The following is a 21070-nucleotide window of genomic DNA, read 5'->3' as shown; positions in this document are numbered from 1 at the left end:
GTCGAATCGGCAGCTTCGATGCCTGGCGCCGCGATGAAACGATCGCGGACAAAGCCCGCTCCTACGTCCAGCCGGCTTTCCCATCGCGCGGGTTGCACCTTTTCCTCCTGCTGGCATGAACACTGCTTTCTTCCTGATGCCCGCCCGGCCTTCAAGGGTTGCGGCGGGCCCAGCCTCTGGCCGTGCTCCGTTTGGTAGCGCCCCGTGTGGGAAATGTCACCGGTTGCACCGGATTCGCGCGTACGACCAAAGGCTTGTTTTTATTGGGTTGCACCTGGTTGCACCTTGCGATTCGGCGGTATAACCTTTCGCCGATTTTCAGGCACACCTTCTAACAACAGGAAGCCCCATGGCCACCACCACCCTTGGCGTGAAGCTCGACGACGCCACCCGCGAGCGCCTCAAGCTGGCTGCCCAGCAACTCGACCGTACCCCGCACTGGCTGATCAAGCAGGCCATCTTCTCCTACCTGGAGCAGGTGGAAGGCGGTCTCACGCCGGCTGAACAGTCCGGTCTGGCCGCGGCAGCGGGCGAAGAGTCGCTGGACGCGCTGAACGAACAAGGGTTGCAGGTGTTCCTCGATTTCGCCGAAAGCATCCTCCCGCAATCCGTGCTGCGCGCGGCCATCACCGCCGCCTATCGCCGCCCGGAAACCGAAGCGCTGCCGATGCTGCTGGACCTGGCCCGCCTGCCGAAAGAGCAGGCCGGCGCCGCCAGCAAGATGGCCCTGGGCATCGCCGAGAAGCTGCGCAACCAGAAGAACGCCGGTGGCCGCCAGGGCCTGGTGCAGGGTCTGCTGCAGGAGTTCTCGCTGTCTTCCCAGGAAGGTGTGGCGCTGATGTGCCTGGCCGAGGCGCTGCTGCGCATCCCGGACAAGGCCACCCGTGACGCGCTGATCCGCGACAAGATCAGTAACGGCAACTGGAGCCAGCACCTCGGCCAGAGCCCGTCGATGTTCGTCAACGCCGCTTCCTGGGGCCTGCTGATCACCGGCAAGCTGGTCTCGACCCACACCGAAGCGGGCATGTCCTCGGCGCTCAACCGCATCATCGGCAAGTCCGGCGAGCCGCTGATCCGCAAGGGCGTGGACATGGCCATGCGCCTGATGGGCGAGCAGTTCGTCACCGGCGAGACCATCGCCGAAGCCCTGGCCAATGCGGCCAACATGGAATCCCGCGGCTTCCGCTACTCCTACGACATGCTCGGCGAAGCCGCGCTGACCGACGAGGACGCCAAGCGCTACCTGGCGTCCTACGAGCAGGCGATTCATGCCATCGGCAAGGCTTCCCACGGCCGCGGCATCTACGAAGGCCCGGGCATCTCGATCAAGCTTTCCGCGCTGCACCCGCGCTACAGCCGCGCCCAGTACGACCGCGTAATGGACGAGCTGTACCCGACCGTGCTCGGCCTGGTGAAGATGGCCCGCGACTACGACATCGGCATCAACATCGACGCCGAGGAAGCCGACCGCCTGGAAATCTCCCTCGACCTGCTCGAGCGCCTGTGCTTCGAGCCGAGCCTCGCCGGTTGGAACGGCATCGGCTTCGTCATCCAGGCCTACCAGAAGCGCTGCCCATACGTGATCGACTACATCATCGACCTGGCCAAGCGCAGCCGCCACCGCCTGATGATCCGCCTGGTGAAGGGCGCCTACTGGGACAGCGAGATCAAGCTGGCCCAGGTCAACGGCCTGGAAGGCTACCCGGTCTACACCCGCAAGCCTTACACCGACGTCTCCTACCTGGCCTGCGCGCGCAAGCTGCTGGCCGTGCCGGAAGCCATCTACCCGCAGTTCGCCACCCACAACGCCCACTCGCTGTCGGCCATCTACCAGTTGGCCGGGCAGAACTACTACCCGGGCCAGTACGAATTCCAGTGCCTGCACGGCATGGGCGAGCCGCTGTACGAGCAGGTGGTGGGCAAGGTTGCCGACGGCAAGTTCAACCGCCCGTGCCGCATCTATGCACCGGTGGGCAGCCACGAAACTCTGCTGGCGTACCTGGTGCGCCGCCTGCTGGAAAACGGCGCCAACACCTCCTTCGTCAACCGCATTGCCGACCACAGCATCTCCCTGCAGGACCTGGTGCTGGACCCGGTCCTGCAGGTCGAGCAGATGGCCGCGCAGGAAGGCACCCTGGGCCTGCCGCACCCGCGCATTGCGCTGCCGCGTGACCTCTATGGCGATGCCCGGCTGAACTCCGCCGGCATCGACCTGGCCAACGAACACCGCCTGGGTTCGCTGTCCTCGGCGCTGCTGTCGAGCACCAACCAGGCCTATGTCGCCGAGCCAATGCTGGGTCTGGCCGATGCCGCGCCGGGCGAGGCGCAGCCGGTGCGCAACCCGGCCGACCTGCGCGATGTGGTCGGCCACGTGCGTGAGGCCAGCGAGGCCGACGTGAACAACGCCATACTCGGCGCGCTGTCCAGTGCGCAGATCTGGCAATCGACCCAGCCGTCCGAGCGCGGTGCCATCCTGATGCGCGCCGCCGACCTGATGGAAGCCGAGATCCAGTCGCTGATGGGCGTGCTGGTGCGCGAATCGGGCAAGACCTTCGCCAACGCCATCGCCGAAGTGCGCGAGGCGGTGGACTTCCTGCGCTACTACGGCGCCCAGGCCAGCACCCACTTCGCCAACGACAGCCACCGCCCGCTGGGCCCGGTGGTGTGCATCAGCCCGTGGAACTTCCCGCTGGCGATCTTCAGCGGCCAGGTAGCCGCCGCCCTGGCCGCCGGCAACACCGTGCTGGCCAAGCCCGCCGAGCAGACCCCGCTGATCGCCGCGCAAGCCGTGCGCATCCTGCTGGAAGCCGGCGTACCCGCAGGGGCCGTGCAACTGCTGCCGGGCCGTGGCGAAACCGTCGGCGCCCGTCTGGTCGGCGACGAGCGCGTGCGTGGCGTGATGTTCACCGGTTCCACCGAAGTGGCCGGCATCCTCCAGCGCAACATCGCTGGTCGCCTCGACGCCCAGGGCCGCACCATCCCGCTGATCGCCGAAACCGGCGGCCTCAACGCGATGATCGTCGACTCCTCGGCGCTGGCCGAGCAGGTGGTGGTGGACGTGGTCAACTCCGCCTTCGACAGTGCCGGCCAGCGCTGCTCCGCGCTGCGCGTGCTGTGCGTGCAGGAAGACGCTGCCGACCGCGTGATACAGATGCTCAAGGGCGCCATGGCGGAATACCGCGTCGGTGCGCCGGAGCGCCTGCACACCGATATCGGCCCGGTGATCGACGAGGAAGCCAAGGGCAACATCGACAAGCACATCCAGGTGATGCGCGACAAAGGCCGCAAGGTATTCCAGAGCGCCCGCGTGGATGCCGAGGAAATCAAGCGCGGCACCTTCGTCGTGCCGACCCTGATCGAGCTGGAGAGCTTCAGCGAGCTCAAGCGCGAAATCTTCGGCCCGGTGCTGCACGTGGTGCGTTACCAGCGTGCCGAACTGGACCAGTTGCTCGCGCAGATCAACGAATCCGGCTACGGCCTGACCCTCGGCGTGCATACCCGCATCGACGAGACCATCGCCCAGGTCGTTGGCACGGCCCATGTCGGCAACCTCTACGTCAACCGCAACGTGGTCGGCGCCGTGGTCGGCGTGCAGCCGTTCGGTGGTGAAGGTCTGTCCGGCACCGGTCCCAAGGCCGGCGGCCCGCTGTACCTGTACCGCCTGCTGTCGACCCGTCCGCAGGAGGCGGTGGCCAACCAGCTCAAGGGCGACGGCGCGCAAGCACTGCCGCGTCCGAAGGATGCCGAGAAGGCCGTGGAAGCACTCGCCCAGTGGGCGCAGAAGGACACCGTCCTGGCAGCGCAGCTGGCCGGCTACGTCGCGCTGTCGCAGAGCTTCACCCAGCAGTTGCTGACCGGCCCGACCGGCGAGCGCAACAGCTACACCCTGTTGCCGCGTGAGCACGTGCTTTGCCTGGCCGAAGACCGCGCCGACCTGCTCGCGCAGCTGGCAGCCGTGCTCGCGGTAGGCAGCCGTGCGCTGGTTGCCGAGTCCAACGCGGCGGTGGTGAAGGAACTGCCGAAGGAAGTCGCCCAGCGCATCGAGCTGGTCGCCGACTGGAGCAGCACCGACAAAGTGTTCGACGCGATCCTGCACCACGGCGATTCCGATCAGCTGCGTGCAGTCTGCGAGCTGGCCAGCCAGCGCAAGGGCGCCATCGTCGGCGTCACCGGGCTGAACCGCGGGGAAACCGATATCCCGCTGGAGCGCCTGCTGATCGAGCGTGCCCTGAGCGTCAACACCGCTGCCGCCGGCGGCAACGCCAGCCTGATGACCATCGGCTGACGTCGATGCCGCAAGCGCCTGTCCGGGCGCTTGCGGCAAGCATTCGGCCGCTCCTGCGGCCATCCGGCCTGCCAGCCTTCGGGTGGGGCTACCCGCTCCCGGCAGGCCGTTCCCCTCGCGCGTTCTGCGCAATCCGTTTCGGGCACCACGCCCGGCACAACGGCGGAGCTACCCGCTCCGCCGCTTCCCCTTCCTCCAGGTTCAGGCCGGCGCCGCGGTACGGGTCAGCTGCTCCAGCAGTTCCAGGTCGGTACTCATGCCCGAGGTCTCGCGGATGCGCGCGAGGATCTGCTTCTTCAGCGCGATGAATTCCGCAGCCATCTTCATGTCCTGATTGCGCTCGGCGGGCAGCGGCACCTCGTAGACGCTGTCGATGCGTCCGGGGCGCGGGGCCATCAGCACCACGCGGCCGCCCAGGTAGATGGCCTCGTCGACGTCATGGGTGACGAACAGGATGGTGCTGTTCTCCAGCCGGTGCACGTGGCGGATCAGGTCGTGCATCACCTCGCGGGTCTGCGCGTCCAGCGCGCCGAAGGGCTCGTCCATCAGCAGTATCTGTGGCTTGGGCATCAGCGCGCGGGCAATCGCCACGCGTTGCTGCATGCCGCCGGAAAGCTGGCTGGGGTAGGCCTGGGCGAAGGCCGACAGGCCCATCAGGTTGAGCAGCGCATCGGCGCGGCCGCTGGCGACCTCCACGTCGGCGTCGCCGCGCACGGTGTCGGAGACCACCTTGAGCCGCCGGCAGAACTTGATGTTGTCCATCACCTTCAGCCAGGGATACAGGCTGTAGTGCTGGAAGACCATGGCGCGGTCGATGCCGGGGCCGTCCACGGCGCGGCCGTCGACGAGGATTTCCCCGCCGCTGTGGCGCTCCAGCCCGCCGATGCTGCGCAGCAGGGTGGACTTGCCACAGCCCGAGGCGCCGACGAAGGTGACGAACTCGTTGGCGCGGATGTCCAGGTTCACGTCCTGCAGCGCCTGCACCTGGCGGCCCTGGCTGCTGAAGACCTTGTCGACGTGGCGAATGGCGATCTTGTTCTGGCTCATCAGGCTTACCTCTTCATCCAGGGAAAGGCCACTCGGCCGAGCCAGCGGAACGCCTGGTCGGTGAGCAGGCCGATGACGCCGATCAGCAGGATGCCGGCGAAGATCTTGTCGGTCTGCATGTAGCGCTGCGCCTTGAGGATGGCGTAGCCGAGGCCCGAGTTGGCGGCCACCAGTTCGGCCACGACAAGGTAGGTCCAGGCCCAGCCGCAGGTGATGCGCAGGGTGTCCAGTAGCGCCGGGCGCGCCGAGGGCAGCACCACCAGCTTGATGATTTCCGCGCGGTTGGCGCCCATGGTCTGCGCTGCCTCGATCTGCGCCATGGGCACCCGGCGCACGTCCTCGGCGACCATCAGCACCATCTGGAAGAAGGTGCCGATGAAGATGATCAGCACCTTGGAGCCTTCGTCGATGCCGACCCAGAGCATCACCAGGGGGATGAACGCCACCGCCGGCATGTAGCGGATGAAGTCGGTGAGCGGTTCGAGGAACGCCTGCACCGGGCGATAGGTGCCGATGTACAGGCCGATGGGCAGGGCGATCACTGCCGAGGCGAGGAAGCCGCCCATGACCCGGTAGACGCTGATGGCGATATCGCCGACCAGGCCTTCGTCGCTCCACCAGTGGCCCAGGCGTGCGAGTACGGCGTCGGGGCTGGGGAAGAACATCGGGTTGGTCAGCCCCAAGGCGCCGCAAGCCCACCAGAGCGCCACGGGCAGCAGCAGGCCAGCGCCGGCCAGTGCCCAGACGGCGCCGCGCGGCAGGTCGCCGCGAATCACCCACCAGCGCTGGCGGGCAGGTTGCGCCACTGGGCGCGGCAGGGGTTGGTGGGCGGTCATGGCGTCACCTCCTCATCAGGGAACAGCGGTAGCTCGCAGGGTTGCCAGCCACCGGCGGGCGGCGCGGCGCCGAGGCTGTTGATCCAGCTGGCGTCGCGCAGCAGCTCGGGGTGGTCGGGGCCGGCCGTGGCGGGCAGCAGCGCGGCGCCGATGCGCGCGGGCAGGGTGGAGAGTTCGATCTTCCAGGGCGTTTCGCCACCGTGGTGGCGCCCGAATGACAGCTCGAAATCCAGCAACTCCGGGTGGTCACCGTCCAGCAGGGCGGCTAGTGAGTCGGCCATCGGCAATGCCTGGCGACGTCCGGCGGCGAACAGGAAGCAGTCACCCGCCAGCAGCAGGCAACCCTGCCTGCCGTCGGCGGCGCTCAACCACACGCCGCGATTGCGTCCGATGGATTCCGGCAGGCGCTCCCAGACTTCGTGGTAACTGCCATCCAGGCCGTCTTCCAGCAGTTTCTCGCTGTTTACGAAGTGCATGCGGCCGATGTCCTCGCCGCCATTGGGCGGCTGGAAGTCGATTGCCCGGTGCCACTGGCAAGTTTCGCCGGTGATCTCGGTGATGCCGGCAAATCCCGCCTGAGTGGCCAGCTCGGCGGATGACTGCGGCGCCGGCAGGGGAATGCGCAGGTCGGCGAACAGGCGCTCGGTCTGCAGCCAGTAGACGCGGGTGCTGGTGTCGCGACCGCCGGCCGTGGTGGTCAGCAGGGTGCGTTGCCAGACGCCGAGATAGGCGGGCGGCACCGGGGAAGTATTCAGGCCAGGCATGCGTTTTCCTCCCATTCGACGAGTACGCTGCGGCTGTCCAGCACCCGGCCGAACAGCCCGCCTTCCACCTCGACCATCGCCAGGGCGGCGGCGTGCAGTTCGGCGCTGGGCGAGCCGCAGGCGTCACCCACCAGGGTACAGGCATAGCCCAGTTCCACCGCCGCGCGCAGGGTGGAGGAAACGCAGACTTCGGTGGTCACTCCGCACAGTACCAGGTGGCCGATGCCGCGGCTGCGCAGCAGCAGGTCCAGGTCGGTGTAGGCGAAGGCGCTGTAGCCGGGCTTGTCCACCACCGGTTCGCCGGGCAGCGGGCGCAGTTCATCGATCAGGTCGTGGCCGTACTCGCCGCGCACCAGCAGGCGGCCCAGCGGGCCCTGGTGGCCGATCGGCGCGCCGGCGAATTCGGCGCGGTGGCGCTTGCTGGCGTGCAGGTCGCTGAGGTCGGCGCGGTGCCCTTCGCGGGTATGCACCACCAGCAGGCCAAGGCTGCGGGCGCTGTCCAGCAGCCGGGAGATGGCCGGAATCGGTGCGCGCAGGCGGTCGATGTCCAGCCCGGCCTGGTCGGCGTAGCCGCCGGGGGCGCAGAAGTCGCGCTGCATGTCGATGACGATCAGCGCAGTGCTCACAGGCGGAACTCCTTGCGCACGGCATCGGCAATGCCGCCGACGATGTCGCGGGCCATGCGCAGGCCCTTGTCGGCGCTGGAGCCGCGCGCCGAGGAGAGCACGCCCGACGGCGGCACCCACTCGGTGCGGCTGGGGTACATGTCGTAGGGCGGGAAGTCGGCGGGGCCATCGTCGGGGATCAGGTCCAGGCGCACGAGATTGGGCAGGTAGTGCAGCATCAGCGAGGTCTCGATCACCGCCGCGTGCTCCAGGGCGAAGCCGGGGAAACCGTCGGGGAAGACCTCGCTGAGTGTGGACTCGCTGCAGAAGTCCCAATGCTCCAGGCGCATCACTTCAAGAGGGCTGCTGGTGCCCAGTTCGCGCAGGGCGAGCTGGATGCCTTCGGTGACGAACCACTGGTTTTCATAATGGCCGTCCACCAGTACCAGGCGGGTCACGCCGTGGCGGGCGAACTCGCGCACGGCATCGCGCACCAGCGCAATCAGCGTCTGCCCGTCGAGGCTGGTGGTGCCGCAGAAATGCTGGCCGCCGCCGCACTTGGGCTGCGACTTGTAGCCGTAGGAGAGCGCGGGCGCGACCAGCCCGTCGACCTGCCGGGCAACGTCTTCGCACAGCGCGCTGGCCAGCAGCGCATCGGTGCCCAGCGGCAGGTGCGGGCCGTGCTGCTCGGTGGCGCCGCAGGGCAGGAAGACCACAGGGGATTGCTCGCGCACCCGGCGCGCGTACTCGACCCAGCTGAGCTGGTCCATCCGGACAGTCATGATTCGGCCTCGCAGAGAGTGGGGGGAAGTTCGGGAGAAGGGCGCGCGGCGATCAGCGCCGCGGCCAGGACCAGGGAGCCGCCGAGCCATTCGCGCAGGCCCAGTTCGCGCTCGCCGAACCAGGCGGCGGTGAGCACGGCGACCAGCAGTTCGATCACCACCAGCACCGCGGCGCGGCTCGCCTCGACGTGGCTGAAGCCGTATTGCGCGGCGCCCATGGCGGCCAGCCAGAACAGGCCGAAGGCGGCCAGTTGCAACCATTGCTGGGCATCGACGGCGGGCAGCGGCGTGCCTTGCAGCAGGCAGAACAGCCCACCCAGCGCGGCGCTGCCGATGAAGCCGACTACCGCCTTGCTCGCCAGCGGCACCTGTTCGGCGGCGCGGGTGGCCAGGTTGTTGAGGGCGAAGGCGAAGCCGGCGGAGAGCGCCAGCCAGTCGCTGGCGGCCAGCGGGCGGAAGGTTTCGTGACTGATACCCAGGGTCAGGGCGATGCCGAGCATGGCCAGCGCCAGCGCGCCGAGCCGCGCAGGCGTCAGCCGTTCGCCGAACAGCAGGCGGCCGCCGAGCAGGCCCCATACCGGCGCCAGGTAGAACAGCAGCATGGCGCGCACCACGTCACCCTCGGACAATGCCGCTACCAGCCCGGCCGTCGCCCAGCCGCCAAACAGGCAGATAGCGAGCAGGGCACTGCGCTGCGGCCACCATTGCCGGCGCTGGTTCAGCACCAGTGGCACGGCCAGCGCGCAGAGCAGCCCGTAGGTGCAGAGCACCAGCGGCATGCCGGCGAGACCCTGCCCGGCGAAGTGCGCCAGTGGCATCCAGCCCAGACCCCAGATGGCGGCGCCCAGCAGCAGGATGATTTCCGCGCGCATCAGGCGCCCATCCAGGCGCCGCCATTGGCGCCGAGTATCTGCCCATGGAAGAAACTCGCTTCGGGCGAGACGAGGAACAGCACGGCAGCAGCGATTTCCTCGGGCTTGCCCAGGCGCCCGGCGGGAATCGCCGTCTCGCGGGCGATCATCGCTTCGCTCATGTGCTCCACCGAGACCATCGGCGTGTCCACCGGCCCCGGCGCCACGCCGTTGATGCGCAGGTGCGGGGCGAACTCGCGGGCCAGCGCCTTGGTCAGCCCGATCACCCCGGCCTTGGCCGCGCAGTAGGCGGCGTAACGCTCGCGGCCGAGCTGGCCGAGTTCCGAAGCAATATTGACGATGCTGCCGCTGCCCCGCGCCTGCATGTGCGCCAGGGCATGCCGGCAGCAGCGGTAGACCGCGGTGAGGTCGACACCGAGCAGCGTGGCCCAGTCGTCTTCGCTGGTGTCCAGGAAGGGTTTCTCCAGCATGATCCCGGCGTTGTTCACCAGGATGTGCAGGTCGCCCTCGGCAAGCACGCGGGCGAACATGTCTTCTACCTGCGGCGGCACGGCAACGTCGGCCTGCACCGCACAGGCGCGTCCGCCCGCGGCGGCGATGCGCGCCGCCAGCGCGCTGGCGGCTTCGGCCTGGTCGAGGTGGTTGATCCATACCGTCGCACCGGCTCCCGCCAGCGCCAGGGCAGTGGCGCGGCCGATACCCTGGGTGGCGCCGGTGACCAGCGCGGTCTGTCCTTCGAGCGGTTTCATCAGTGCATGACCTCGCCATGGCTGACCGACAGCGCCTGGCCGGTGAGGGCGGCCGCCAGCGGGCTGCCGAGGAACAGGAAGGTGCCGGCCAGGTCCGTCGGTGTGAGCAGTTCCGGGACCGCCTGGGCGGCAAGGATCTGCGCCAGTTCCTCGGTTTCGCTGCGACCGTTGGCGGTGGCCATCACCGCGAGCGAGCGCATGGCCGCCTCGGTGGCGATCCAGCCGGGGCACACGGCGTTGACGCGGATGCGCCGTGGCCCGAGTTCCCACGCCAACGCGCGGGTCAGGCCGATCACCGCGTGCTTGCTGGCGACATAGGCGGAAAAGCCCGGCACGCCCTTCAGGCCCCAGATCGAAGCCTGGTTGATCACGCTGCTGCCGGCCTTGAGGCTCGGCAGCAGGGCGCGGGTCAGGCGCAGCATCGAGGCGACGTTGTTGTCCAGCAGCGCCTGCCAGCGGCTGTCCGCTTCGCCATCCGGGTCGTCCAGCGGCGTGGCGTACTCGACGCCGGCGTTGTTGATCAGCACGTCCAGCGGTGCGCCTCCGCGGAGTGCGACAAATCCGGCGATGGCCGCGCTGTCGCCCAGGTCCAGGGCGTGGCTGCGCACATCGCTCAGCGCTGCCAGTTCCTCGACAACTGCTGCCAGTGCAGCGGCGTTGCGATCCAGCAGCTCCAGCGTCGCGCCCTGTTCGGCGAATGCCCGCGCCAGGCCCTTGCCGATGCCGCTTCCGGCACCGGTGATGAGCACGCGTTTGCCCCGGTAGTCGATCATGCTCAGACCGCCGTCAGGAAGGAGACGCCCACGGCGCCGTAGAAGCCTTCGGCGCGGTCCTTGCCCTCGGGCGCCACCTCGCCGTAGTGGTCGTCGACCACGCGGCGCAAGCGGTGCCGATGGAAGCCCTTGAACAGCAGGTGCATCGGCAGAACCTGGGCGTAGCCGTCGCCATACAGCTCGTGGTGCAGTTTGCGCAGGCGGTACCAGGGCGCCACGGGCTTCTCGTGGTGGGCGTTGTGGTAGGCGAAGTTGAGCAGCAGCAGGTCGAGCACCGGCCAACGCACCGAGACCACGTTGGAGTAGGTGTTCATCTGCTCGTAGGTGCGGTCGCGGGACTTGTCGTCGGGGATCTTGCCGCCGTCCTCCAGTACCGCGAAGGCGTCGTAGGTGTGCTGGTAGGCGTCGGTGAAGCGCAGCACGATGATCATCAGCGTCCAGGCGACGAAGTACAGCACCAGCGCCTTGAACGACACCGCCGCAACCAGGCCGAACAGTGCGCCGCGTACCAGCAGGGTCAGCGCCACCCGGCGGCGGTTGGCGCGGTGGCGCGGGTTGTCGGTGATGAAGGGCAGCAGGATCACGTAGTAATGCATGATCAGCTCCACCGCCGGCACGTAGGCCCATTCGGCGGCCAGCACCAGGCTGCGCGCCCAGCGCGGGCAGTGGGCGAGGAAGGCCTTGGTGTCGAAGGTGATCACGTCGGCGCGGTCGACGTGGTGGCGCATGTGCTTGCGGCGCAGGTCCTGGAACCCGGCGTAGCAACTGCCACAGAGCCAGCTGCAGGCCTCGCCGGCCCAGGTGTTGTGCGCCGGCTTGGCGAAGATGGTGCCGTGGGCGAATTCGTGGATCAGGTAGGCCGCGACGATCATCGCGTGGCCCAGCAGCAGGGTGCCGGCGGCGTTGAGCAGCCAGCTGTCGGCGAACAGCAGGGCGAAGCCGGCGGCATAGCCGCCAAAGGCATAGGCCAGGGCCAGGCTGTTGGGCAGCCGGCCATCGGCGTAGCGGTACAGGGACGCGGACATGGATACCTCCGTGAGCGCTCCCGCCGTCCTGGCGGGAGCGGTGGCTGAGCGTCTTACTGGGCGAGGGCCTGGACGAATTGCGCGTCGAAGGTCTGGGCGAGGTCGGGGATCGCCGGGATCTGGCTGTTGTCCTTGAGCAGTTGGGCGATCACCGCGCCGCTGCCGAAGAAGGAGCTGGTGGCGTCGGACTTCTCGAAGTTCTTGCCCATCTCCGCCAGCGGGATGTTGTAGACCCCGGCCATCTGCTCCTTGGCCTCGGCGGCGCTGACGCCCAGCACCTTGCCGATGATTTCGGCGGACTCGTCCGGGTGCGCCTTCATGTAGGCCAGGCCGTCGGCGTAGCCCTGGATCATCGCGCTGATCGCCTTCTGGCGTTTGCCGATGATTGCCTGGTTGAACACCAGCACGTCGGTGATCAGGCCCGGTGCGTCCTTCGACGAATACACGACGTGGAACTTGTCGCCGGGCATGCCGAGGATCTGCGAGACGTTGGGTTCGTAGGTCACGCCCACCGGCAGGCTGCCCGAGGCCATGGCGCCGGGGATGCCTTCGGGCGTCATGTTCACCGGGTTGATGTCCTTGTCGCTCAGGCCGTGGCTCTTGAGCGCGTAGGCGAGCAGGAAGTCGGAGGGTGACAGCGGGTTGAAGCCGATCTTTTTGCCCTTGAAGTCGGCGACCGACTTGATCGACTTGTCCGCGACGATGGCGTCGCCGCCGTTGGAGAAGTCGATGGGCATTACCGCGCGGTACGGCTGGCCCTTGGCGACGCCGCCGACCACCTGGTCGTAGGTGAGCATGCCGCCATCCAGCGCGCCGCCGGTCATGGCGGTGGGGATCAGGGCGGGATCGTTGAAGAACTGCAGCTCCACCTTGAGGCCGTGGGGCTTGTACAGGTCAAGCTTGTCGGCGACATAGAAGGGCGCGTAACCGGCCCAGACGACGGTGCCGATCTTGAGCTTCTCGGCGGCTTGCAGAGTCAGCGGTACGACCCCGGCGGCAGCAACCAGACAGGCACCGAGCAGGGTCTTGCGCAGGGAACGCAGGGAAAGCGGCATGGTCATGGCATTGCTCCTAACGGTTGGAAATCGGCACGGGATGACATCACGTCTCCCGGGCTTTTCTCCCGCCGTGTAGCCCTGTCCCTAGGGCCGGAAAACTCTCGGACCAGACATCCCCTCACGGAGACCGGAACCCTAGTTCGCCTGTGGTGCAACTCCAGTGTGTGCCTTGCAGCGTTCGCTCACCCGGTGGCTACCTTGCCGTGGGCGATGCATCCCGTTGCAGGGGACAGAGCAATTGAAATGCCAGTTTTCGCGAAGCGGAAAAACCACTGGGGATTTCAACCGCTTAGCTGAAATCCCCAGTGGCGAGCGGGTGCTGGCCTTGTGCGCGGCGGCACCAAGTCGATGCGCCTTGCCTTCTATTGAGGCATCAGGCGGTGCGTACGCTGGCGCGGCGCAGCGAGGCGGCCGCGGTGGCGACGAACAGGCCGGCGGCCAGCGCCAGGGCCACGGGGACGCCTTGCGGGCCGAGGTCCATCAGGCTGCCGCTGAGCAGGGGGCCAAGCAGGCTGCCGACGCCCCAGAGCATGCCGGCGGCGGCGTTGGCGGTAACCAGGTCGCGGCCGCGGAAGCGCTGGCCGATCAGCACCAGCGCCAGGGTGTAGACGCCACCGGCCACCGCGCCGAGCACCATCAGCGCCGGCCACAGCAGCGATGGCTGGCCGATCAGCCAGGGCAGGGCGAGGCCGATCAGCATGGCTGCCACGCCGCACAGCAGGTGCAGGCTGGAGCGGTCGAGGCGGTCGGAGAGCCAGCCCAGCGGCATCTGGAAGAGCATGTCGCCGAGCAGGATCACCGTCGCCATGAACGCGGCGATGCCCACCGCGTAGCCGTGGCTGGAGGCGTACACGGGGAAGAGCGACAGCACCACGCTGTCGAAGAAGGAGAAGAACAGCACGCCCATGCACAGCGCCGGCGCTACCCGCAGGAAGCCGGCGAGGGAGAAACTGCGCGGCTCCTCGACGTGCTCGTGGATACCGTCCTCGGGCATGGCGAAGGCCACGGTGGCCAGGGCGACCAGATGCCCGGCGCTGACCAGCAGCACCACCCACGGCGTCTGCGCGCCGAGCAGCGCCACCAGGGTCGGGCCGAGCAGCTGGAAGGCGGTGAAGCTGGTGGCGTACAGCGCCACGATGGTGCCGCGGTTGTGCTCGCCGCACAGCTCGTTGACCCAGGCCTCGCCGAGGATGATCGCGATGCCCATGCCGACCCCCAGCGCCAGGCGCGCGGCGGCCAGCAGCCACAGCGAATGGCTGCTGAACTCGATGGCCGCGGTGCTTGCCGTGCACAGCACGAAGCACAGCAGGTACAGGCGACGCCGGCTCATCAGTTGGCAGGCGCGGTCGACCAGGGTGGCGGCGAGTATCATGCCGGCCGCCGGTACGGCGGAGAGAATGCCGATCTGCAACGCGCTGGCGCCGTTGTCCAGCAGGCGCAGCGCCACCAGCGGCAGGGTGGCGCCCAGGCTCAGGCCGACGATGGAAACGGCGAACAGCAGCACCGCCAGCAGGGGCTTGTTGAGGGTGGTCGGGGTATTCATGGAAACCTTCTCTTGCCCGGGCGCTCAAGCGGCTGGGCATGCCAATGCAAACGAGCCCGCCGGGATTCACCGGTGGGCGCAGTCGAAATGCGGAATGACCGGCGCGAAGGCGCGCGGCGTCCGGCTCAGAGGCCGACGGGCGGGGAGAAGGTGAAGGCGAAGAGCACGCTGCGACGCAGGTTCAGCACGGCATCGACCTTGCGCACGCGCGGAGGCTCCCGCAGGAGGGCGAGCGAAGAATCGGCGAAGCGGCAGAACGGGGTCATGGTACGGGTGCAGCACAGGAGGTAGGAAAACGCGCACTCTAGAGAGTGCGCGTCAGAGCGTCAATCTCGGCCCGCCGCGCGGTCAGCCATGCGCATCGTCACCAGGAAACCTTTGCGTAGGATGGTGTGGAGCGCAGCGATACCCATCAAGGCTGTGTGCCGGCAGCATGGGTATCGCTGCGCTCCACCCATCCTACAAGGGTGCAGCCGTGATCAGCGACCGTAAACCGGGCTGCCTGCCGACACCTCCTGCGGCCTGCTCAGCACATCGCGCCCTGGCAGGAACGTGCCGAACACGCGTTCCTTGCCCAGCGCTTCGGGGAAGCCGCTTTCACGCCGATACGCCACGCGGCCATTGATCAGCGTGGCCTCCACCGCATCGTCGTTGCGCTTCACCAGCCGCGTCAGGCCGATCACTTCCATCGGTGCCTCGCAGACGTCGTCCAGCTCGTCGGTCAGCCCGGCCGGGTTGACCACCACCAGGTCAGCACGGTCGCCGACGCGGATGTAGCCGGCGTCGATCCCGGCGAAATCCGCCAGCTCGCCGGTCAGGCGGTGCACCGCACGGCCGGTATCCATGAAGCTGCGCCCGGCCAGTTCGGCATCGCGCACGTACTTGAGCATGCGCAGCGGGAAGTTGTACTGGGCGTGGGAGGCCAGGTGCGCACCGGAGTCGGCGAAGCCCGGCTGGGTCCAGGGGCTGGCCAGCAGCTTGCCCATGATCTCCGGGCGGTGGTTGCCGTAGCAGGTGGTCCACTTGAGGTCATTGCGGTACTGGCCGGCCAGCTCGAAGAAGGCGTCCACCGGGTCCAGCCCGCGCTCGCGGCCGATGTCCTCGAAATTGCGCCCGACCAGCGAGGCGTCGGGGCACTCGCGCACCCAGCAGTCGGACAGGTTGCGGTGCCACAGGCCGAGGCTGAGGGTGGCCTTGATGTCTTTCTTGAAGCGCTCGCGGAAGGCCGGGTCCTGGATGCGCGTGTAGAGCTCTTCCGGGTCCTTGATGTCGCGCAGCACTTCGCCGGCGCCGAACTCCTCGAAGCCGTTCATGTTCAGCCCCTCGATGCGCACCACGAAAGGCGCCGGCAGGGTCTGCCAGCGGTAGCGGCCGCGCAGCAGGCGGTTGGCGACCCAGCCCGAGGCACGGGTGATGCGGTGCATGAACGGCTGCGACTTGAGATCCAGCGCGGTGAGCATCGAGCACTTCAGCGGCCGGCGGAACCAGCCGTGGGCCTGGTAGAGGAAGGCGAACACGTTGATCTTGGTGACCGCGTTGGGCGCGCCCTGCATCAGCGCGTTGCGCCGGCGCAGCACGGCGAACAGGCGGGAGAACTCCTTCCAGCTGGCGAAGGTAGAAGGCAGCGGGCTGGACCAGGCGCGGTCGCCATCCATCTTGTCCAGGCGCGTGGTCATCACCGAAAGGCCGAAACAGCCGGCATCCAGCGCCTGCTCCAGCAGTTCTTCCATGCGTTGCAGTTCGGCTTCGCTGGGCTTGGCTCCGCTGATGGCGCGCTGCAGGCCCATCACCGTGACGCGCAGCTCGGAGTGGCCGAGGAACGAGCAAAGGTTCGGCCCCAGCGGCTGCTGGTCGTAGAAGGCGCGATAGCCCTTGGCGTCCTTCCAGGTGCGCTTGTCGCGCAGGATCGGCAGCACCTGCTCGCGCGGCACGGCTTCCACGCGGGTGAACAGGTCGGAACAGTCCTCGGCCTCGCCCAGCACCATGCTGATCGAGCAGGAGCCGACGGACACGGTGGTCACACCGTGGCGCACCGATTCCTTCAGCGCCGGGGCGGCGATGGCTTCGGCGTCGTAGTGCGAGTGGATCTCCAGGAAGCCCGGGGTGACCCAGCGGCCGCTGGCGTCGATGACTTCTGCGCAGCCGTTTTCGTCCAGCGGGCTGACGCTCAGGGTGTCGATCCGACCGTCCTTGATGCCAACGTGGCGCAGGCTGCCGGGGGCGTCGCTGCCGTCGAAGTAGAGGCCGTTCTTGATGATGATGTCGTAGCTCACAGGAGACTCCAGGGCGACAGCAGGAGGACGCCGCTGACCAGCAGCAGGCAGTGGATGGCGAGGCGGAAGTGGCGTTCCTCGAAGCGCTGGTGCAGGCGCTCGCCGAGCCACACGCCGAGCAGCAGCAGGGGGGCGTAGGCGAGCACCTGGGGTAGCGCCGGGCGCAGGCGGCCGTCGAAAAGGAAAGCCAGGGTCAGCAGGCCGTTGAGGGTGAACCAGACGCAGACCAGGGTCGCGCGCAGGCGGGTCTTGTCCAGCGATCGAGTCGCCAGGGCATAGACCAGCAGAGGGCCGCCCGAGGCGAACAGGCCGTGGCAGATGCCTGCGGCGCCAGTGGCCAGGCGTACCACCCAGTTCGGTGTCTGTGCGCGTGTCGGCGCGCCAGCGCGCAGCCGCCACAGTTCACGCCCGGCGAACCACAGGATCAGCACGCCGAGGCCGCGCTTCAGGGGGAGTGGGTCCAGGTGCGGCAACAGCAGGTAGCCGATCAGCATGCCGACCAGCATGCCCGGCAGCACGGTGCGCAGCAGCAGGTGGGTATCGATCAGGCGATGGTGGCGCCAGCACAGGTAGCCGGTCATGCCGATGTTCAGCGGCACCAGCACCGGCAGCAGCGTCTCGATGGGCAGCAGCAGCGCGCCGAGCGACAGGGCGATCACCACGCTGCCGAAGCCGGTGATGGCTTCCAGGGTGTAGGCCAGCAGGATGAAACCGCCGAGGGCGATAGCGGGGGCGTTCACCGGCCTGCTCCGTGCGCTGCCGCGACACCACTGTCACGCGGCTCGCGGCGGGCCCACCATTGCGCCAGGAGCAAGCCGGAGAACAGCTGCCAGCAACCCCAGAAGGCCGCGATCAGCAGCATGCCGCCGGCCTGCGGGAAGAAGGTGAGGATCAGCGCCATGCCCAGCGCGGAATTGTGGATGCCGCTTTCCAGGGTCACGGCGCGCACGTCGGCGTCCGGCAGCTTCCACAGTCGTGCGCAGGTGTAACCGAGCAGCAGCGCGGTGCCGTTGAGCAGCAGCACCAGCCAGAAGAACAGGTGGAAGTAGGCGATGAACTGCTGGAAGTTCTTGGCGAAGGCCATGCCGACGAAGCCCAGCATCACCAGCAGCGACAATTGCCGCATGGGCTTTTCCAGGCGCCGCGCCAGCTGTGGTTTGTGCTTGCCCAGGGCCATGCCCAGCAGCATCGGCAGGATCAGCACCAGTACCACCACGCCCACCAGTTCCAGCGGGTCGATGTGGATCTGCGTGAGGCGATCGCGGGTCGCCGGGTTGAGGCCGGCGTAGAGGGCGAAGTTCAGCGGCGTGAAGAGGCCGGCGCTGAGGCCTGACACCGCCGTGACGCTGGCTGACACGGCAACGTTGCCGCGGGCCATCCAGGTCATGATGTTGGAGAAGGTGCCGCTGGGGCAGGTGGCGACCAGGAGCATGCCCAGCGCCAGTTCCGGGTCGATGGGCAGGAGGATGGTCAGCAGGCAGGTGGCGGCGGGCAGCAGCAGGAATTGCACCAGCATGCCGATCACTGGAGCCTTGGGCTGGCGCAGGATGCGGGTGAAGTCGTCGCGGCGCAGTTCCAGCGAGACGCCGAACATCATCAGGGCGATGATGGCGTTCAGCGCGATCATCGAGCCGCCGGAGAATTCGAGATGGACTTCAGGCATTACCGTTCCCCCACAGCGTGAAGGTGGGGAATGACGAACGGAATGCAGCCGGCGGCACGGGCGCGGCTCCGGTTGGATTGGGCATGCAAGGCGACTCTTGTTTGTATTTATCGTTGTAATTGGCAAGCATAGGGCAGCGTTACCGCCCGGTAACGGCTCAATCGGGACCTTCGCCGGTTAATTCGGGACCATGCCGCACACTATTACCGTCCATTACGCCCAGGGCATCCTGCAGGCCGCCCAGCGCCTGGGACTACCGGTGCCTGCCGATCTGCAGGCGGCGAGCCTCGAACCGCGCATTCCCTTGCAGCGCCAGGACGCATTCTGGGAAAGCATCTGTGCCGCCTCGGGTGATCCGTTGCTGGGCCTGCGCCTGGGCAGTGCCCTGCAGGTCGGGCACCTGGACATGGTCGGCGCGCTGCTGATGAGCTGCGACCACTACGGCGAGGCGCTGGACGCCTTGCTCGAGTACTACCCGATCATCGCCGAAGGCAGCGAATTCCAGCGCGAGCAGGATGGCTCGCAGGTGCGCCTGGTCTATCGGCCAAGCTATGCCGTGCGCCGCGAGGAACGTGTGGAGGCCGCCCTGGCCAGCCTGGTGCACCTGACCCGCTGGATCACTGGCGATCGCGTCAAGCCACGGCAGGTGGCCCTGAGCCACGCTGCAAGGGGGGAACCGGCGCGTTACCGGGAGCTGCTCGGGTGCCCGGTCATCTTCGAGAGCGACGGCAATGCCCTGACGTTTGCCGTGGCTGATCTCGACGTGCCGCTGATCCAGGCCAATGCGCTGATGCGTGAGCACCTGCGCGCGCTGGCCGATGCGCAGCTGGAACGCCTGGGCGCGCAGAGCCTGGCTGCGCGCGTGCAGCAGTTGCTGCGGCAGAACCCACGCTGGGGCAAGGAGAAGGTCGCCGAGCAACTGGAGCTCAGCGGGCGCCACCTCAACCGCAAGCTGGCGGACGAAGGCAGCAGTTTCAAGCTGCTGCGCGAGCAGGTGCTGCACGGCATGGCCGAACAGCTGCTGCGCGAATCCACGCGGCTGGGCGAGGTCGCCGAGCGCCTCGGGTTCTCTGACGAGAGCGCTTTTGCCAAGGCTTTCCGCCGCTGGAGCGGGATGACGCCAGGTCAGTTCCGCCAGGGCAACTGAAGCCTTTACTGGCGGTGACTGACTGCGGCGAGCGCCTGGGTCGCGGGCAGGTCGACGCGCTGGGGAACGTTGCGCTGGTGCTCGATGACACCGGTACCGGGCAATTTCGCCACGAAGAACTGATCAACGCCGAAGAACAGCAGGACCAGGGCGATGGCACCGATCCAGCAGAGCACGTCGTAGTCCAGCGGCCAGCCACGGTGCTGGCGCTGTGAGCGGAGGGGAGGCTGGCTTTTCTTCATGGCGGTCACCGCGATCGGGTTGAGGGTCGCGAAGCCAGGGCAGTGCCTGGATTCGCTGAGCATTTTCCGATTGGCGGTGCTGCCGGTGATTCAGGGAGCTCTGTAGGACGAGTAGGAATTCCCTCTGTCTGAAAGTTCGCCGTAGCGCAGGACGTATGAGGTTCGACGTGATGCGCCGATGGACGTTACGCCGTCGCTGCGCAGGCGCCGCGTACTACCGCGAACGGTTGTACGCTACGCGCGGCCGAAGGCTTCACGCCCCCGGTAGCGCCTTGTCCTTCGGCCAGAGCAGCCACAGCTGGCCATCCTGCTTCATGTGCCCGGCCAGCTCGCCGGCGGCGTCGCCGGTTCCCCAGAACAGGTCCGCGCGCACTTCGCCGACGATGGCGCCACCGGTGTCCTGGGCAGCCACCGGGCGAACCACCGGTGCGCCGTCCGGGCGGGTGGTGGAAAGCCACATCAGGCTGCCCAGCGGGATCACCTTACGGTCGATGGCCACGCTGTAGCCTGGCGTCAGCGGCACGTTAAGTGAACCGCGCGGACCTTCGTTGCTGTCTGGGCGCTGGCTGAAGAACACGTAGCTGGGGTTGCTCGCCAGTAGCTCGTCGACGCGCTGCGGGTGGGCGCGGGCCCAGTCGCGGATGCGCGCCATGCTGACTTCTTCCTTGCTCAGCTCGCCCTGTTCCACCAGCCAGCGGCCCACCGGCTTGTACGGGCGGCCATTCTGCTCGGCGTAGCCCAGGCGCAGTTGGCGGCCGGAGGCCAGCTGTACCCGGCCGGAACCCTGGATCTGCAGGAACTGCAGGTCCATCTGATCGGGCAGCCAGGCCAGAACCGGCGCATTCACGCCGTCGCGGCGGATGCCGGCGGCATCGGCATAGGGCACCAGCGTGTTGCCTTCGAGTTTGCCGCGCAGGCGCTTGCCCTTGAGTTCCGGGTAGACGCTGTCCAGCGCAACGGTGATCAGGTCCTTCGGCACGCCGTAGACCGGTACGGTGTGCTGGGCGTCGCGCTGCTGGCTGCCACGGTAGACCGGCTCGTAGTAGCCGGTGATCAGGCCGTTCCTGCTGCCCTCGGCGGATCGCAGCTGGTAGGGCTGCAGGTGGGCTTGCATGAACTGGCGGATTGCCGGGGCGGAGGCCGGCACGCTGGCGGCGTCGGCGCAGGTCGCGGCCCAGGTGTCATCTTTCTTCAGGCGCACGGCACAGGCCGAGCGCCAGGCGCTGAAGCCTTGCAGCACGTCGCTGTCGGCAGTCTGCGGCAGGTCCGTCCAGGCGGCCTTCGAATAGGTGGGCGCCTGGGCCTCTTCGGGCTTTTTGCCGAACAGGCCGCAGCCCGAGAGCAGCGTGGCGAAACACAGGGTGGCGAGGAGAGGGCGGGTCCAGTGGCGGGGCGAATCGGTCACG

19 protein-coding genes and 1 riboswitch are annotated in these 21070 nt (G+C 67.8%); of the genes, 2 read left to right on the top strand and 17 right to left on the bottom strand.

The genetic code is table 11. From position 1 onward, the window contains the following. The first annotated feature begins 349 nt into the window (after positions 1-349). Positions 350-4285, top strand: coding sequence for a trifunctional transcriptional regulator/proline dehydrogenase/L-glutamate gamma-semialdehyde dehydrogenase (putA, locus tag L6D89_RS19730; protein ID WP_236200875.1), 3936 nt, complete (start codon positions 350-352; stop codon positions 4283-4285). 201 nt (positions 4286-4486) lie between these two features. Here the strand turns inward: putA and L6D89_RS19725 are convergent, their stop codons facing one another. From L6D89_RS19725 to L6D89_RS19655, 15 genes are all read right to left on the bottom strand, one after another. Next, positions 4487-5332: an ABC transporter ATP-binding protein gene (locus L6D89_RS19725; protein ID WP_236200874.1), complete on the bottom strand. Its 846-nt coding sequence runs from the start codon at positions 5330-5332 to the stop codon at positions 4487-4489. Between the two features lie 5 nt (positions 5333-5337). After that, the gene (locus L6D89_RS19720; protein ID WP_236200873.1) at positions 5338-6168 is read right to left on the bottom strand and encodes an ABC transporter permease; all 831 of its coding nucleotides are present in this window, start codon (positions 6166-6168) and stop codon (positions 5338-5340) included. Continuing rightward, positions 6165-6932 carry a hypothetical protein gene (locus L6D89_RS19715; RefSeq protein WP_236200872.1) on the bottom strand — a complete coding sequence of 256 codons (768 nt, stop codon included), beginning with the start codon at positions 6930-6932 and terminating at the stop codon, positions 6165-6167. Before L6D89_RS19715 ends, L6D89_RS19720 begins: the two co-directional genes overlap by 4 nt. Further along, positions 6920-7558 (bottom strand): cysteine hydrolase family protein, encoded by a 639-nt coding sequence (locus L6D89_RS19710; protein WP_276574816.1) that lies wholly within the window; start codon positions 7556-7558, stop codon positions 6920-6922. Before L6D89_RS19710 ends, L6D89_RS19715 begins: the two co-directional genes overlap by 13 nt. Next, the gene (locus L6D89_RS19705) at positions 7555-8319 is read right to left on the bottom strand and encodes a creatininase (RefSeq protein ID WP_236200871.1); all 765 of its coding nucleotides are present in this window, start codon (positions 8317-8319) and stop codon (positions 7555-7557) included. The genes L6D89_RS19710 and L6D89_RS19705 overlap by 4 nt, the downstream gene beginning before the upstream one ends. Continuing rightward, on the bottom strand, positions 8316-9191 hold the full coding sequence (locus L6D89_RS19700) for a DMT family transporter (protein WP_236200870.1): 876 nt from the start codon (positions 9189-9191) through the stop codon (positions 8316-8318). Before L6D89_RS19700 ends, L6D89_RS19705 begins: the two co-directional genes overlap by 4 nt. Further along, positions 9191-9940: an SDR family NAD(P)-dependent oxidoreductase gene (locus L6D89_RS19695; RefSeq protein ID WP_236200869.1), complete on the bottom strand. Its 750-nt coding sequence runs from the start codon at positions 9938-9940 to the stop codon at positions 9191-9193. Before L6D89_RS19695 ends, L6D89_RS19700 begins: the two co-directional genes overlap by 1 nt. After that, positions 9940-10713 carry an SDR family NAD(P)-dependent oxidoreductase gene (locus L6D89_RS19690; protein ID WP_236200868.1) on the bottom strand — a complete coding sequence of 258 codons (774 nt, stop codon included), beginning with the start codon at positions 10711-10713 and terminating at the stop codon, positions 9940-9942. Before L6D89_RS19690 ends, L6D89_RS19695 begins: the two co-directional genes overlap by 1 nt. 2 nt (positions 10714-10715) lie before the next feature. Then, positions 10716-11738, bottom strand: a complete 1023-nt coding sequence (locus L6D89_RS19685; protein WP_236200867.1) for a fatty acid desaturase family protein — start codon at positions 11736-11738, stop codon at positions 10716-10718. Positions 11739-11791: 53 nt separating this feature from the next. Next, positions 11792-12799 (bottom strand): ABC transporter substrate-binding protein, encoded by a 1008-nt coding sequence (locus L6D89_RS19680; RefSeq protein WP_236200866.1) that lies wholly within the window; start codon positions 12797-12799, stop codon positions 11792-11794. A gap of 44 nt (positions 12800-12843) precedes the next feature. After that, positions 12844-12946, bottom strand: a riboswitch (guanidine-I (ykkC/yxkD leader). 223 nt (positions 12947-13169) lie between these two features. Further along, the gene (locus tag L6D89_RS19675; protein ID WP_236200865.1) at positions 13170-14339 is read right to left on the bottom strand and encodes an MFS transporter; all 1170 of its coding nucleotides are present in this window, start codon (positions 14337-14339) and stop codon (positions 13170-13172) included. A 125-nt stretch (positions 14340-14464) separates the two neighbouring features. Further along, entirely contained in the window at positions 14465-14605 is a 141-nt protein-coding gene (locus L6D89_RS19670) for a hypothetical protein (protein WP_236173294.1), read from the bottom strand. 213 nt (positions 14606-14818) lie between these two features. Further along, complete coding sequence (locus tag L6D89_RS19665) at positions 14819-16612, bottom strand: N-acyl-D-amino-acid deacylase family protein (RefSeq protein WP_236200864.1); 1794 nt, start codon at positions 16610-16612, stop codon at positions 14819-14821. Then, on the bottom strand, positions 16609-17352 hold the full coding sequence (locus L6D89_RS19660) for a sulfite exporter TauE/SafE family protein (RefSeq protein WP_236173292.1): 744 nt from the start codon (positions 17350-17352) through the stop codon (positions 16609-16611). Before L6D89_RS19660 ends, L6D89_RS19665 begins: the two co-directional genes overlap by 4 nt. Next, positions 17349-18275: a bile acid:sodium symporter family protein gene (locus L6D89_RS19655; protein ID WP_236200863.1), complete on the bottom strand. Its 927-nt coding sequence runs from the start codon at positions 18273-18275 to the stop codon at positions 17349-17351. Before L6D89_RS19655 ends, L6D89_RS19660 begins: the two co-directional genes overlap by 4 nt. Before the next feature lie 190 nt (positions 18276-18465). Between L6D89_RS19655 and qhpR the strand changes: the two genes are divergently transcribed. Next, a complete protein-coding gene (gene qhpR / locus L6D89_RS19650) occupies positions 18466-19422 on the top strand; it encodes an AraC-like transcriptional regulator QhpR (RefSeq protein WP_236200862.1) in 957 nt (318 codons plus the stop codon). 5 nt (positions 19423-19427) lie between these two features. Here the strand turns inward: qhpR and L6D89_RS19645 are convergent, their stop codons facing one another. Both L6D89_RS19645 and mltA read right to left on the bottom strand, forming a co-directional pair. Beyond that, positions 19428-19664, bottom strand: coding sequence for a hypothetical protein (locus tag L6D89_RS19645; RefSeq protein ID WP_236200861.1), 237 nt, complete (start codon positions 19662-19664; stop codon positions 19428-19430). Between the two features lie 253 nt (positions 19665-19917). Beyond that, positions 19918-21069: a murein transglycosylase A gene (gene mltA / locus L6D89_RS19640; RefSeq protein ID WP_236200860.1), complete on the bottom strand. Its 1152-nt coding sequence runs from the start codon at positions 21067-21069 to the stop codon at positions 19918-19920. Position 21070: the final 1 nt, after the last annotated feature.

This window comes from Pseudomonas pseudonitroreducens, assembly GCF_021603645.1.
Taxonomy (GTDB): Bacteria; Pseudomonadota; Gammaproteobacteria; order Pseudomonadales; family Pseudomonadaceae; genus Pseudomonas; species Pseudomonas pseudonitroreducens.
Note: the sequence above shows the minus strand (reverse complement) of the source record. Positions and strands in the feature narration are given on the sequence as shown.